The following is a 13,057-nucleotide window of genomic DNA, read 5'->3' as shown; positions in this document are numbered from 1 at the left end:
CAAGCTGGCTTCCGGCAGCATCGCGTAGACTTTTTCCACAGTTGATTATTTCTCTCCCGTATATTTCATCAACATAACTGTGGGGTTAGTGATGTTTAAGCGTTTCTTCATGACAGGTACTGACACCGCTGTCGGCAAGACGGTGGTTTCCCGTGCGCTGTTGCAGGCACTGGCTGCCAGCGGCAAAAGCGTCGCCGGGTACAAGCCTGTGGCGAAGGGCAGTAAAGAGACGCCGGACGGACTGCGGAACAAAGATGCGCTGGTCTTACAGAGCGTGTCATCGCTGGTGTTACCGTATGAAGCTGTCAATCCCATCGCGTTAAGCGAAGATGAAAGCAGCGTGGCGCACAGTTGCCCGATCAACTACGGACTGCTGTCGGATGGTCTCCAGCGCCTCAGCGGCCAGGTTGAACATGTGGTGGTTGAAGGTACCGGCGGCTGGCGCAGCCTGATGAACGACCTGCGTCCGCTTTCGGAATGGGTGGTGCAGGAACAGCTGCCGGTGTTAATGGTCGTCGGCATTCAGGAAGGCTGTATCAATCATGCTCTGCTGACCGCGCAGGCGATTGCCAACGACGGCCTGCCGCTGATCGGCTGGGTGGCCAACCGGATTAACCCAGGCCTGGCGCATTATGCTGAAATCATCGAGGTGCTGAGCAAAAAGCTGCCGGCGCCGCTGATCGGTGAACTGCCTTACTTACCGCGCGCGGAGCAGCGTGAACTGAGCCAGTATATCGACTTATCGATACTCGGCGAGGTGATGGCGGTAGATAGAATCCCGGCGTAACGTCCGCGACAGCACCGACGCCAGTACGCTGGCAATCAGTAAACCGGGCAGTAAAACGTATTGTCCGGTCATTTCACAAATCATCAGCGTGGACATAATCGGCGCGTGGGTGGTGGCTGCCAGAAACGCCGCCATGCCGGTTAAGCCAACCACTATCGCGATAGCCTGGTAATCAGGTAGCCATAGTCCGGTCAGGCTGGCGAACAGCATGCCAATCCCCAGCCCAACAAACAGCGTTGGGGTAAAAACGCCGCCCGGCGCGCCGGAACCGCTGCTGGCCAGCACGGCGAGCAGCTTGCAGACAAACACCACAATCATGGCGCTGAAGAGCGGCGGCGAAAGAAGATAGCTTTGCACAACGCTATAGCCATTTCCCCAGACGGCCGGCGCGAGCAGCGACAGCAGACCGACGATAAGTCCGCCCAGCGCCAGCTGCCACGGAGGCGACAGGCGCAGCCGGACAAAGCACCGGTGGCTATAGCTCATCAGCCAGATAAACAGCGGCCCGCAAAGCCCGGCCAGCAGCGCCGTCGCCAGCATCAGCGCATAGTGCGTCGCGCTCAGGGTTTCGTGGAATTCAACGTGATACAGCGGAGCCGAATCGCCGTTCAGCAGATTGGTCAGCAGCAGGGCCACCACCGCGGCAATCACCACCGGGCCAAGCGACGCCAGCATCAGGGTGCCGAATAAGATCTCGGCGATAAACAGGCTCCCGGCCAGCGGAGCGTGGTAAGCGCTGGCCATCCCGGCGGCGGCGCCGCAGGCTACCCATAGCTTCCACTCTTCTTTTGGCGTAAAGCGGCGGGCGAACAGCGACGCGGCCAGCGCCGCCAGCAGGATCATCGCCCCCTCGCGACCGATGGCGCTGCCGGTCGTCACCACCAGCAGAGAGGCCAGCGATTTTACCAGGCTGGCTGGCGTATCAAACACACCGTCGCCGGTCTCGAGCGCTTCCATATAGTCGGTTGGTGCACGGGGCCGCGCAAGGGTGCGGCGCTGCCAGAGCCAGAGCAGGGCGCCAGCCGCAAGGCCGCCAAGCGCGGGCGTCAGCAACCGACGCCATGGTGGCAACGACTCGGCGGCGTTCACCAGGCTTCCGCTGTCATTGCTCAGAAACAGGCTTTCCAGACCGGTCATCGCATGGCGAAACAGGGCAACCGCGAGCGCGGCGAGGACGCCGACCAGCATGGCGATAACCATGCGGCGAAACATAACCTGAACATCAGGATAAGCGTGAAGACGATGCATCAGCGAATTCGGTTAACGGGGAATGGGGCTTATTTTTACCGGGAATAAGCATAGACGCAAAAGCGATAAGTGCGAAAGAGGCTAAAGGTGACGTTGTCACTAAATGCGTTATGCCCGGCGGGCGGGCATAACGTCAGGGCATTAGCGGTAGAGCGGCTTATCCGCGACCGCGCAGGGCAGCCGCGCCTGCCATCGCGTCAGCGTTTCTTGCGCCAGCTGACCAAGAGCCTGATAAAAAGGGTTTCCCGCCCCGGCAATAAACACGCTCAGAAAGCGGCCCGACCACGGGAGAAGATGCCAGGCCAGAAGCTGGTTAAATGCCTCATCCTGACCGGATTCACAAAGCCAGGCCGCCAGCAGCAGCAGCGTACCGAAGTGGTCTTCCGGTTCAGCGCGTTGCTCAGACAAACCGATGCCGTTAGCCCGCATCCACTCGCGCAGCGCCAGCGTAGAGTCGCCAAACAGCACGCTTTCTTTATCCAGCCAGACGGAGCCCCACGGCGGCGCAGGCAGCGCCCACGGGCCGATGAACAGCCGCTGCCAGGCGTCCGCCAGCGGTTCATCGTCTTCGAGAGCGAACTGCGCCGCCAGGCCGTTCGCGACCGGCCAGGGCCACTGACTTTGCCAGCTGCCGTCGCGCAGGGCGGCAACCAGCGGAGCAGCCTGCTCGCTGCCCGGAGCATAGGAGAACAATGCCCCCAGCGTACGGGCGCTGAGTGCGACGGCATCGCGGTCTTGCGATTGCATCATATCTATTCCTTACTGCAGAGGGTGCCGCGGCACCCATTCATTAACCGGCAATCGCCGTACCGACGGTCATATGTAGGCCATAAAACAGGCCGCGACCGATAAACTCGCCGAGTAATACCAGTATCAGTCCGAGCAGCAGGCTGGCGATGCGCGGGTTTTTCTTTCTTGCCAACGGGCAGATCCAGCAGCCAAGGCCCAGCGCCAAAAATGCTAAACGCAGGATTTGTAGCCAGCCGTAGTTTGGCAGCAGGGCGCTGGCCTGCTGCACGGAACTGCGGATCTCCGCCAGTTCGCTGTTCTGCAAAATGACCACGGCCAGGCTTGCCAGCAGCGCGAGGACGCTCATCGACGCGAAGACCGTGCCGTTAAAAGGCACGTTGGCTACCCGCAGCAGCAGGGCGGCGAAAAGCGGCCCGCACAGCACCATCGTCAGGAAGAAGGCGGCGGTGGTGTAGGCATTATACCAGGTCGGCACGGTATTAATTTGATAGACCAGGGTCATCTCCAGGACGAACAGGCAGCCGAGCAGCATGGTGAGCAGAAGCCAGGCCTTGGCCAGGATTGCCGGCATTTTGCCGAGAAACGTCAGCAACCACCACACTCCTCCGACGGCGAAAAACAGCGCGCCGCTGGCGATTTCATTACTTAACGCCGATGCGCCGACCCGGGTAAGAGAGTTAAATGCCCGCAGCGGCGAGCCGAGGTGGATAATCGACGCCAGAAAGCCAATCCCCATGACCAGCCAGATAAAAAACATGCAGCGCACCAGGCGCTGCCGGGCTTCGGAGTTATTATTCAGCGAAAGCCAGCCGAGCCCGCTGACGATTATCGCCCCTGCAACGCTTTGCCCCAGCACCGTAAACAGCACCAGCGGCCATTCATGCCATCCATTTCCCATTTTACACCTCCTTCGGATTGGCCAGATAGCCGGTGGTATCACCGCACGGACGCGCGTTGGCGTTCGGTTTGATCGCGATACTCGGCCTGGTGAAGTGCGCGGACGGCAGCGGGGCGACGGCGGCAAGCTGACCGTGCTTTTCGCGCAGTTCTTCGATGGGACCAAAGTCGAGCGCCCGCAGCGGGCAGGACTCGACGCAAATCGGCTTTTTACCCTCGGCGACCCGGTCATAGCAGCCGTCGCATTTGGTCATATGGCCCTTTGCCGCGTTGTACTGCGGCGCGCCGTACGGGCAGGCCATATGGCAGTAGCGACAGCCGATGCATACCTCTTCGTTCACCACCACAAAGCCGTCATCGCGCTTGTGCATGGCGCCGCTGGGGCACACTTTTGTGCAGGCCGGGTCTTCGCAGTGGTTGCAGGCGATGGACAGGTAATAGGCGAAGACGTTTTGCTGCCACACGCCGTTGTCCTCCTGCCAGTCGCCGCCCGCGTATTCGTAGATGCGGCGAAAGCTCACGTCAGGCGTGAGGTTTTTATAATCCTTGCAGGCCAGCTCGCAGGTTTTACAGCCGGTGCAGCGGGCGGAATCGATAAAAAATCCATACTGAGCGCTCATGGTTTACTCCTTAAACCTTCTCGATTTCGACCAGATTGGTGTGCTGCGGATTGCCTTTAGCCAGCGGCGAAGGGCGGTGCGTCGTCAGCGTATTAATATAGTGGAAGCCGAACATTTGCAGCGGGAATTTCTCACGCAGTGGATCGTCCCACCCTTCGAAAGTAGAAGCATATACCGGTAATGGACTAATGGTTTCGTCTTTTTCCAGCTGCCATTTGCCGGCGATATCCGCCAGACGGCTGGAGTAGATCTCGATTTTACCCGACGGGGTTTTTAGCGGATTGGCGACCGGGTCTTTGCGGAAGTCGCGGTAGGCCACAAAGTGACCGTTGGGGTCTTTACGCTTATAAATCCCCATCTTTTTCAGTTCATCGTAGCTCGGGAGCGCCGGATCTTTCGCCAGCATTTTCGCGTACAAATGCTGCAGCCACTGCTCCTGGGTGCGGCCTTCGGTAAACTTCTGGTGGATATCCTCGCCAAGGCGCTTTGCGACTTCGCTGAGGATCCAGTAGATCGGTTTGCGCTCAAATTTAGCGGAGGTAACTGGCTGAATAAAGATGAGATAGCCCATATTGCCGGCGTAGTCGTTGGGAATAATGTCTTCCTGCTCGACGGTCATCAGGTCCGGCAGCAGGATATCGGCGTATTTGGCCGAGGAGGTCATAAAGTTTTCGATAACCACGATCGTCTCGCACTTGCTTTCGTCCTGCAGGATCTCGTGGGTCTTATTGATATCGGAGTGCTGGTTAATGATGGTATTGCCGGCGTAGTTCCAGATGAATTTAATCGGCACGTCCAGCTTCTCTTTCCCTCGAACGCCGTCGCGGGTGGCGGTCATCTCCGGGCCGCGATCGATGGCGTCGGTCCAGCTAAAGCAGGAGATGGCGGTTTTGACCGGGTTGGTCAGTACCGGCAGGCGTTCAATGGTGATGGTATAGGTGGATTCGCGGGCGCCGCTGTTGCCGCCGTTAATGCCGACGTTGCCGGTCAAAATAGGCAGCATGGCGATCGCCCGGGAGGTCAGCTCGCCGTTAGCCTGGCGCTGCGGACCCCATCCCTGGCAAATGTAAGCCGGCCTGGTGCTGCCGATTTCCCTGGCCAGCTTGATGATGCGGTCGACGGGAATACCGGTGATCCGCGAGGCCCATTGCGGCGTTTTCGCCACGCCGTCATCGCCCTGTCCAAGAATATACGCTTTGTAATGCCCGTTCTTCGGGGCATCTGCCGGCAGCGTTTTTTCATCGTAGCCGACGCAGTACGTATCAAGGAACACCTGATCGACCAGATTTTCATTAATCAGCACCCAGGCGATACCCGCCACCAGCGCGGCGTCGGTGCCGGGGCGAATCGGGATCCACTCATCCTCCCGCCCGGCGGCGGTGTCCGTGTAGCGCGGGTCGATAACGATCATCCGCGCACTGGAGCGCTCGCGCGCCTGTTCTAAATAATAAGTGATCCCGCCGCCGCTCATGCGGGTTTCCGCTGGGTTATTGCCGAACATCACCACCAGCTTGCTGTTTTCGATATCGGAGGTGCTGTTGCCGTCATTGCTGCCGTAGGTGTAGGGCATGGCGCAGGCAATTTGCGCGGTACTGTAGGTCCCGTACTGGTTTAACGAACCGCCGTAGCAGTTCATCAGGCGCATAACCGGTGAGGCGGTGGGCGACGATCGCGTCATATTGCCGCCGACAATCCCGGAGGAGTAGTTAATATAAACCGCTTCGTTGCCATACTCTTTGACGATGCGTTTGAGATTGTCGGCGATCGTATCCAGCGCCTCCTCCCAGCTAATGCGGACAAACTTGCCTTCGCCGCGTTTGCCGACGCGCTTCATGGGATAGTTAAGGCGGTCGGGATGATTAATGCGGCGGCGGATGGATCGGCCGCGCAGGCAGGCGCGCACCTGGTGATCGCCATAAATATCCGCGCCGGTATTGTCGGTTTCGACCCAGACGACTTCATCGTCACGCACGTGTGAACGCAGGGCGCAGCGGCTGCCGCAGTTGACCGAACAGGCGCCCCAGACGATACGCTCCTCGCCGTGAGCGGCGTCTTGCACCGCGGCAGCGGCGTGACTCAGGCTGAAAGGCAGCGATAAACCGCCGGCGGCGAGAGCCAGCGAACCAAGGGCGGTTGATTTGATTAGCGTTCGACGGGTAAGGCCGTCGGTATGTTCCTGGTTAGACATTGCTCACTCCATGATTTTGTTATAATGGCGTAATGCCAACGCCTTCGTAAGGTCGGCGTGGAGAGTGAGGAATGATACTTAAAATGGAGTAGAGAGATCTTATCCCTGGTCAACCGAGGGATAAGACTTCTCCAGACATTCGGCGAGGTTACTGCGCACCGCTGTCGCGGGTATAGATGATTTTAAAGGTGTCGTTGGCGCAGTGGCCGACAACCTGTGCGCCGGGCTGATCGGGCTGGTCGTTCGGGACTATCGTCAGGCTAAAGCCCGATTCCGGGACGCCGTTGTTGATGATTTTCTGCTGAATATCGCTTTTTACCCGCTCGCAGGAATCCGGCGCCGCGAAAGCAGTCGTCGAACCCAGCAGCAGAGCCGCACATAGCCAGGGTGATAGTTTCATCATAAACTCCTTATTAACGTTATCCAGATTTAAGCATAGCAGAAGTGGTGTAAACAATTGTATTTGCTAATATGATTGAACTATGCACAAAAGGAATCGCGCGTGAAAAAACGGTTGTTGCTGTTACTGGCTGTCGGGGCGCTTAGCGCCTGCGATGAAAAGGGCGCGCCGCAGGCCTTCACCCCGGAAATGGCCAGCTTTTCTAACGAATTTGAGTTCGATCCGCTGCGCGGGCCGGTGAAAGCGTTTAGCCAGACGCTGTATGACGAACACGATCAGGTGGTGAAGTGGGTTAAAGGGCGTTTATCCAGCGAAGGGTGCTTTGACCTGCTGGCATTTGAGGATCGGGAGAATAAAACCGGCGCGGCGTTGGTGCTGGACGCTAACTACTACCTGGATGCGCAAAGCCACGAAAAGCGCCTGCGTTTACAAGGCAAATGTCAGCTGGCGGAAATGCCCTCGGCGGGGGTCTCCTGGGAAACCGATGATAACGGGTTTGTCGTCACCGCTCGCGGCAAGGAGAGTACAGCGACGTACCGCTACGATAGAGAAGGCTATCCGCTGGGCAAAACCACCATAGCCAAAGGTGAACAATTTACGGTGGCCTCAACGCCATCATCCGATCCGCGCAAAAAAATGGACTACACCGCAGTGAGCACCTTCAATGACCGCGCGCTGGGCAACGTAAGCCAGACCTGCGATTACGACAGTCACGACAACCCGGTAAGCTGCGAGCTTAAGGTTGTCGACGACAGCGTCCAGCCTGCGCTAACCCGCCACTACACCATCAAAAGCACTATTGACTATTACTGAGCCGTTGGTTTCAGCAGCGTCTGGCCCTGCGGTTTATGCTCGGCCAGATACTGGTGCTGGAACAGGCACATGCGGATGGTATTGCGGTATTCGCCGTTAATAAAGAATTCATGAATCAGCTCGCCTTCCACCATAAATCCGAGCTTGCGGTAGATGTGGATCGCTTTTTCATTTTCTTTATCGACGATGAGGTAGAGCTTATACAGGTTGAGCACCATAAAGCCGTAATCCATCGCGAGCTTAGCGGCGCGGGTGGCCAGACCTTTCCCCTGATAATCGGGAGAGATAATGATCTGAAACTCGGCGCGGCGGTGCACGTGGTTGATTTCAACCAGCTCAACCAGTCCGGCCTTTTCGCCGTCGCATTCAATGACAAAGCGGCGTTCGCTCTGATCGTGAATGTGTTTGTCGTACAGGTCGGAAAGCTCAACAAAGGCTTCATAGGGCTCTTCAAACCAGTAGCGCATAACGCTGGCGTTGTTGTCGAGCTGGTGGACAAAGCGAAGGTCTTCGCGCTCAAGCGGGCGGAGTTTGACGTGATAAGCGTCAGTCATGGGAGTACCTGTGTGTTATAGCGAAGTTTTGGTGATTGTGGCGCCCGTGCGGGCGCCATTCATTACGGGGTAATGGTGCGACCGGTGCGGCGGTCAAGGCAGCGCAGGGTGTTAGGCTCCCAGTACGCGTTGACGTTCGCGCTCTTCTGGCAGTTGTCCTGGGCGTCAAAAGCCACGTCGGCTTTATCCCACTCTTTTTCGGCGCGCTTGTTGACCTTCTGGCGTAAAGTGCGGGTGTCATTCCACTGCTCTTTTTCCATGGCGGCCTGCTGGCGGCTCTGGGCGCTGTCGCCGGATTCGATGACCAGCTTGTCCGTTTTGGCGAATGACGATGCGGTAAAGACCACCGCGCTCAGCGCCAGCAGGGCAGTCAGGCACCAGCGTTTGTTCAGTGTTGTGTTCATCACGATTTCCTTTAAGCGATTCCCTTGGATTGAGTTTACTACATCTCCTTTCGACGGCATACCCGACAAAACAGAGTAAACGACGGCCATTATTACGTAGAATGCGTTAACGCTTGTTCAACTTACGACGCTTTGCATGTTAAAAACCACGCTGCTTTTCTTTGCTACCGCCCTGTGCGAAATCATTGGCTGCTATTTACCCTGGCTCTGGTTAAAACGCGGGGCGACGCCCTGGCTGCTGATGCCGACGGCCCTGGCGCTGGCGCTTTTTGTCTGGCTTCTGACGCTTCACCCCGAGGCCAGCGGACGGGTTTATGCCGCTTACGGTGGGGTGTACGTGTGTACTGCGCTGCTGTGGCTGCGCTTTATCGATGGCGTCAAACTCAGCCACTATGATTGGGCCGGCGCGCTGGTTGCGCTGTGCGGCATGCTGATTATTGTGGCCGGCTGGGGACGCGCATAGCCTCTTTTACTGAGTGAGCCGGGCCAGGTGATGCTGTCCCGGCCTATCTCTTCCTGCCTTCTCGCTCGCTTTCTCTGTTCACGCCGCTTTTATCCCCGATGGGATACTGTGATCTGCCGCGTCTTTTTCGATCATTATACTTGTATGGTAGTAGGTCTGATGGTTTACTTTTACCCACTAACCGCACAGAAGTAAGGAATGAGAAATGAAGATCGTTGCCGCTGAAGTTTTCGTCACCTGTCCGGGACGCAACTTCGTCACCCTTAAAGTCACCACTGATGACGGGATCGTCGGGTTAGGTGACGCGACGCTAAACGGTCGCGAGCTGTCCGTTGCATCCTATCTGCGGGATCATCTCTGTCCGCAGCTGATTGGCCGCGACGCGCATCGCATCGAAGATATCTGGCAGTTTTTCTACAAGGGCGCCTACTGGCGTCGTGGTCCGGTCACGATGTCGGCGATTTCCGCTATCGATATGGCGCTCTGGGATATCAAGGCGAAAGCCGCAGGCATGCCGCTATACCAGCTGCTGGGCGGGGCTTCGCGCGAAGGCGTGATGGTCTACTGCCACACTACGGGTCACTCCATCGATGAAGTGCTGGATGACTACGCGCGCCACAAAGAGATGGGGTTTAAAGCGATTCGCGTGCAGTGCGGCGTGCCGGGGATGAAAACCACCTACGGGATGGCGAAAGGTAAAGGGCAGGCCTACGAACCGGCAACCAAAGGCCAGTGGCCGGAAGAGCAGCTGTGGTCTACCGAGAAGTATCTCGATTTTACGCCACAGCTGTTTGCCGCCGTACGCGAAAAATTTGGCTTTAACGAGCATCTGCTGCACGACATGCATCATCGCCTGACGCCGATTGAAGCGGCGCGTTTTGGTAAGAGTATTGAAGATTACCGCCTGTTCTGGATGGAGGATCCGACCCCAGCGGAGAATCAGGCGTGTTTCCGTTTAATTCGTCAGCATACCGTCACGCCGATTGCCGTCGGAGAGGTGTTCAACAGCATCTGGGATTGTAAACAGCTGATTGAAGAGCAGCTGATTGACTATATCCGCACCACCATTACCCACGCAGGCGGGATTACGGGGATGCGTCGGATCGCCGATTTTGCCTCGCTTTATCAGGTACGCACCGGTTCACACGGGCCGTCCGATCTTTCTCCGGTCTGCATGGCGGCCGCGCTGCACTTCGACCTGTGGGTGCCGAATTTTGGCGTCCAGGAATATATGGGCTATTCCGAACAGATGCTGGAAGTCTTCCCGCACAGCTGGACGTTTGATAACGGCTATATGCATCCGGGTGAAAAACCGGGGCTGGGAATTGAGTTCGATGAAAAACTGGCCGCGAAATACCCCTATGAACCGGCCTATTTGCCTGTAGCGCGTCTGGAAGACGGCACGTTGTGGAACTGGTAAAGAAGGAAGTCCAAATGAAAAGTATCGTGATTCGCCAGCCCAACGAACTGGTGATTGAAGATCGTCCTATCCCGCAGCCTGCCGCGGGCGAAGTGCGGGTAAAAATTAAGCTGGCGGGGATATGCGGTTCCGATAGCCATATTTATCGCGGCCACAATCCGTTTGCCAAATACCCGCGCGTTATTGGCCATGAATTTTTTGGCGTTATCGACGCCATCGGAGAAGGGGTTACCGACAAAGCCATCGGCCAGCGGATCAGCGTTGATCCGGTCATCAGCTGCGGCCATTGCTATCCTTGCTCGGTGGGCAAACCAAACGTCTGCACCTCTTTGGTGGTGCTCGGCGTGCATCGGGATGGCGGCTTTAGCGAGTACGCGGTGGTGCCAGCGAAAAATGCCTGGCAGGTTCCGGACAACGTGACGGACAGACATGCGGTGATGATTGAGCCTTTCACTATCGCGGCCAACGTTACCGGGCACGTTTCGCCAACCGACCAGGATATCGCGCTGGTCTACGGCGCCGGGCCAATGGGCCTGACGACCATTCAGGTGCTGAAGCGGGTGTATCGCGTTAAGCAGGTCATCGTGGTGGATCGCATTGATGAACGCCTGGAGATGGCCCAGCGTAACGGCGCGGATTGGGTGATTAACAACAGCGTCGTGCCTCTGACGGATACGCTGAAGGCGGAGGGGGTACTACCGACGCTGATTATCGATGCGGCCTGTCATCCCTCGATTCTACAAGAGGCGGTCACCCTGGCTTCTCCGGCGGCGAGAATTGTTTTAATGGGATTCTCGACGGAGCCTTCGCAGGTTGCACAGCAGGGTATTACCGGCAAAGAGCTCTCTATTTTCTCGTCGCGTCTTAACGCCAATAAATTCCCGGTGGTCATAAAGTGGCTGGAACAAGGCTTAATTAACCCGGAGGAGCTGATTACTCATCAATTTGCTTATCAACATGTTATCGATGCACTGGAGCTTTTTGAAAATGACAGGAAACGTTGCTGTAAGGTTTTATTAACCTTCAGCCAATAACAACAGGTGCGGACTCTGTATTCTACAATTAGAGATAATCATTATGACTACCGTAAAAAATGAGAGAACCACTTCCGATCTCATTCGTGCAGCCGTATCTGGTTGGTTAGGCACGGCACTGGAGTTTATGGATTTCCAACTCTATTCCCTTGGCGCAGCGCTGGTTTTCCATGAGATTTTTTTCCCGGAGCAATCCGCCGCCATGGCGCTGATTCTGGCAATGGGAACCTACGGCGCGGGCTATATTGCGCGGATCGTCGGCGCCTTTATTTTTGGTAAAATGGGCGACAGTATTGGGCGCAAGAAGGTTCTGTTTATTACCATCACCATGATGGGGATCTGTACCACGCTTATTGGCGTGCTGCCAACCTATGCCCAGGTTGGTATTTTAGCGCCGGTGTTGCTTGTGACTTTACGTATTATTCAGGGGTTGGGCGCCGGGGCTGAAATATCAGGTGCGGGTACCATGCTGGCGGAATATGCGCCGAAAGGTAAGCGTGGAATTATCTCTTCGCTGGTGGCTATGGGCACCAACTGCGGTACGTTAAGCGCCACGGCTATCTGGGCGGTGATGTTCTTCGTGCTGGACCGTGAACAGCTCGTCGCGTGGGGATGGCGTGTGCCGTTCCTGGCAAGCGTAGTGGTGATGATCTTTGCCATCTGGCTGCGTCTCAATCTGAAAGAGAGCCCGGTTTTTGAGAAAGTGAGCGAAGACAGCGTCCTGCAGAAAGAGATAGCAACCCAGGAAGGTACCTTTAGCGCCATGCTGAAAAGTAAGTCCTTCTGGCTGGCGACGGGTCTGCGCTTCGGACAGGCGGGAAATTCAGGATTGTTGCAAACTTTCCTCGCGGGCTATCTGGTACAAACATTACTGTTTGATAAAGCTATCCCTACCGATGCGTTAATGATTAGCTCTGTTATCGGCTTTATTACCATCCCATTTCTTGGGTGGCTGTCAGATAAAGTGGGGCGTCGCTTACCCTATATTATCATTAATATTTCAGCCATTATTCTGGCGTACCCCATGCTGTCGATTATTGTGGATAAGAGCTATAGCGCGAGCACCATCATGGCGTCACTGATCGTCATTCATAATATCGCGGTATTGGGTCTGTTTGCGCTGGAAAACATCACCATGGCGGAAATGTTCGGTTCACGTAATCGCTTTACCCGCATGGCAATTTCAAAAGAGGCGGGGGGATTAGTCGCCGTAGGCTTTGGCCCGGTGCTGGCCGGTATTTTCTGCAATATGACCGGTTCCTGGATGCCCATTGTTGTGATGCTGGTGTGCTACTCCATCATTGGCTTAATTTCCGCCATTCTGATGCCTGAAGTGCGCGACCGCGATCTGAGCTTGCTGAATGACGCCGCAGACTGCGCGCCGCAAAATAAAGCGGTGGGTAACGGGCAATATATTTAAAAAACACAAACTCCGCACCGAATGATGATCGCCGTAAATAACATTATGCCGGGCCATTA

General features: G+C 56.4%; 14 protein-coding genes. 6 read left to right on the top strand and 8 right to left on the bottom strand.

The window, feature by feature from the left end; genetic code table 11:
- Positions 1-91 precede the first annotated feature (91 nt).
- The gene (gene bioD / locus ABLU87_RS27065) at positions 92-787 is read left to right on the top strand and encodes a dethiobiotin synthase (protein ID WP_122116998.1); all 696 of its coding nucleotides are present in this window, start codon (positions 92-94) and stop codon (positions 785-787) included.
- On the opposite strand, the gene clcB is transcribed toward bioD, so the two are convergent.
- The 6 genes from clcB to ABLU87_RS27035 all read right to left on the bottom strand — a co-directional run bounded on the left by clcB (position 740) and on the right by ABLU87_RS27035 (position 6,890).
- Complete coding sequence (gene clcB / locus ABLU87_RS27060) at positions 740-2,035, bottom strand: voltage-gated ClC-type chloride channel ClcB (protein ID WP_064357329.1); 1,296 nt, start codon at positions 2,033-2,035, stop codon at positions 740-742. The genes bioD and clcB overlap by 48 nt on opposite strands.
- A 141-nt stretch (positions 2,036-2,176) precedes the next feature.
- Positions 2,177-2,785, bottom strand: a complete 609-nt coding sequence (dmsD, locus tag ABLU87_RS27055) for a Tat proofreading chaperone DmsD (protein WP_025105784.1) — start codon at positions 2,783-2,785, stop codon at positions 2,177-2,179.
- Positions 2,786-2,825: 40 nt separating this feature from the next.
- A complete protein-coding gene (locus ABLU87_RS27050) occupies positions 2,826-3,683 on the bottom strand; it encodes a DmsC/YnfH family molybdoenzyme membrane anchor subunit (RefSeq protein WP_025105783.1) in 858 nt (285 codons plus the stop codon).
- Position 3,684: 1 nt separating this feature from the next.
- Positions 3,685-4,302, bottom strand: a complete 618-nt coding sequence (locus ABLU87_RS27045; protein ID WP_032719195.1) for a DMSO/selenate family reductase complex B subunit — start codon at positions 4,300-4,302, stop codon at positions 3,685-3,687.
- Between the two features lie 10 nt (positions 4,303-4,312).
- On the bottom strand, positions 4,313-6,490 hold the full coding sequence (locus tag ABLU87_RS27040; protein ID WP_122116997.1) for a DMSO/selenate family reductase complex A subunit: 2,178 nt from the start codon (positions 6,488-6,490) through the stop codon (positions 4,313-4,315).
- 148 nt (positions 6,491-6,638) lie between these two features.
- Positions 6,639-6,890 carry a DUF1161 domain-containing protein gene (locus ABLU87_RS27035; RefSeq protein ID WP_064357336.1) on the bottom strand — a complete coding sequence of 84 codons (252 nt, stop codon included), beginning with the start codon at positions 6,888-6,890 and terminating at the stop codon, positions 6,639-6,641.
- Between the two features lie 102 nt (positions 6,891-6,992).
- Here ABLU87_RS27035 and ABLU87_RS27030 point away from each other — a divergent pair, with 102 nt between their 5' ends.
- Positions 6,993-7,703, top strand: a complete 711-nt coding sequence (locus ABLU87_RS27030) for a YnfC family lipoprotein (protein WP_014229527.1) — start codon at positions 6,993-6,995, stop codon at positions 7,701-7,703.
- Here ABLU87_RS27030 and speG read toward each other — a convergent pair.
- Both speG and ABLU87_RS27020 read right to left on the bottom strand, forming a co-directional pair.
- Entirely contained in the window at positions 7,697-8,257 is a 561-nt protein-coding gene (gene speG / locus ABLU87_RS27025; RefSeq protein WP_004102449.1) for a spermidine N1-acetyltransferase, read from the bottom strand. The two genes, ABLU87_RS27030 and speG, sit on opposite strands and share 7 nt — an antisense overlap.
- Positions 8,258-8,319: 62 nt before the next feature.
- Positions 8,320-8,661: a DUF1283 family protein gene (locus tag ABLU87_RS27020; RefSeq protein ID WP_004851259.1), complete on the bottom strand. Its 342-nt coding sequence runs from the start codon at positions 8,659-8,661 to the stop codon at positions 8,320-8,322.
- 136 nt (positions 8,662-8,797) lie between these two features.
- Here ABLU87_RS27020 and ABLU87_RS27015 point away from each other — a divergent pair, with 136 nt between their 5' ends.
- The 4 genes from ABLU87_RS27015 (at position 8,798) to ABLU87_RS27000 (ending at position 12,998) form a co-directional block, all read left to right on the top strand.
- Positions 8,798-9,124, top strand: a complete 327-nt coding sequence (locus ABLU87_RS27015) for a YnfA family protein (RefSeq protein ID WP_004851258.1) — start codon at positions 8,798-8,800, stop codon at positions 9,122-9,124.
- Positions 9,125-9,329: 205 nt separating this feature from the next.
- Positions 9,330-10,544 (top strand): starvation-sensing protein RspA, encoded by a 1,215-nt coding sequence (gene rspA / locus ABLU87_RS27010; protein WP_004851257.1) that lies wholly within the window; start codon positions 9,330-9,332, stop codon positions 10,542-10,544.
- A gap of 14 nt (positions 10,545-10,558) precedes the next feature.
- Positions 10,559-11,578: a Zn-dependent oxidoreductase gene (locus ABLU87_RS27005; protein ID WP_048262126.1), complete on the top strand. Its 1,020-nt coding sequence runs from the start codon at positions 10,559-10,561 to the stop codon at positions 11,576-11,578.
- A gap of 43 nt (positions 11,579-11,621) precedes the next feature.
- Positions 11,622-12,998 (top strand): MFS transporter, encoded by a 1,377-nt coding sequence (locus ABLU87_RS27000; RefSeq protein ID WP_029946863.1) that lies wholly within the window; start codon positions 11,622-11,624, stop codon positions 12,996-12,998.
- Positions 12,999-13,057: the final 59 nt, after the last annotated feature.

The organism is Klebsiella sp. CB_Kp196 (assembly GCF_040061575.1).
GTDB lineage: Bacteria > Pseudomonadota > Gammaproteobacteria > Enterobacterales > Enterobacteriaceae > Klebsiella > Klebsiella michiganensis.
The sequence above is the reverse complement of the archived record's forward strand: the minus strand, read 5'-3'. Positions and strand labels throughout refer to the sequence as shown.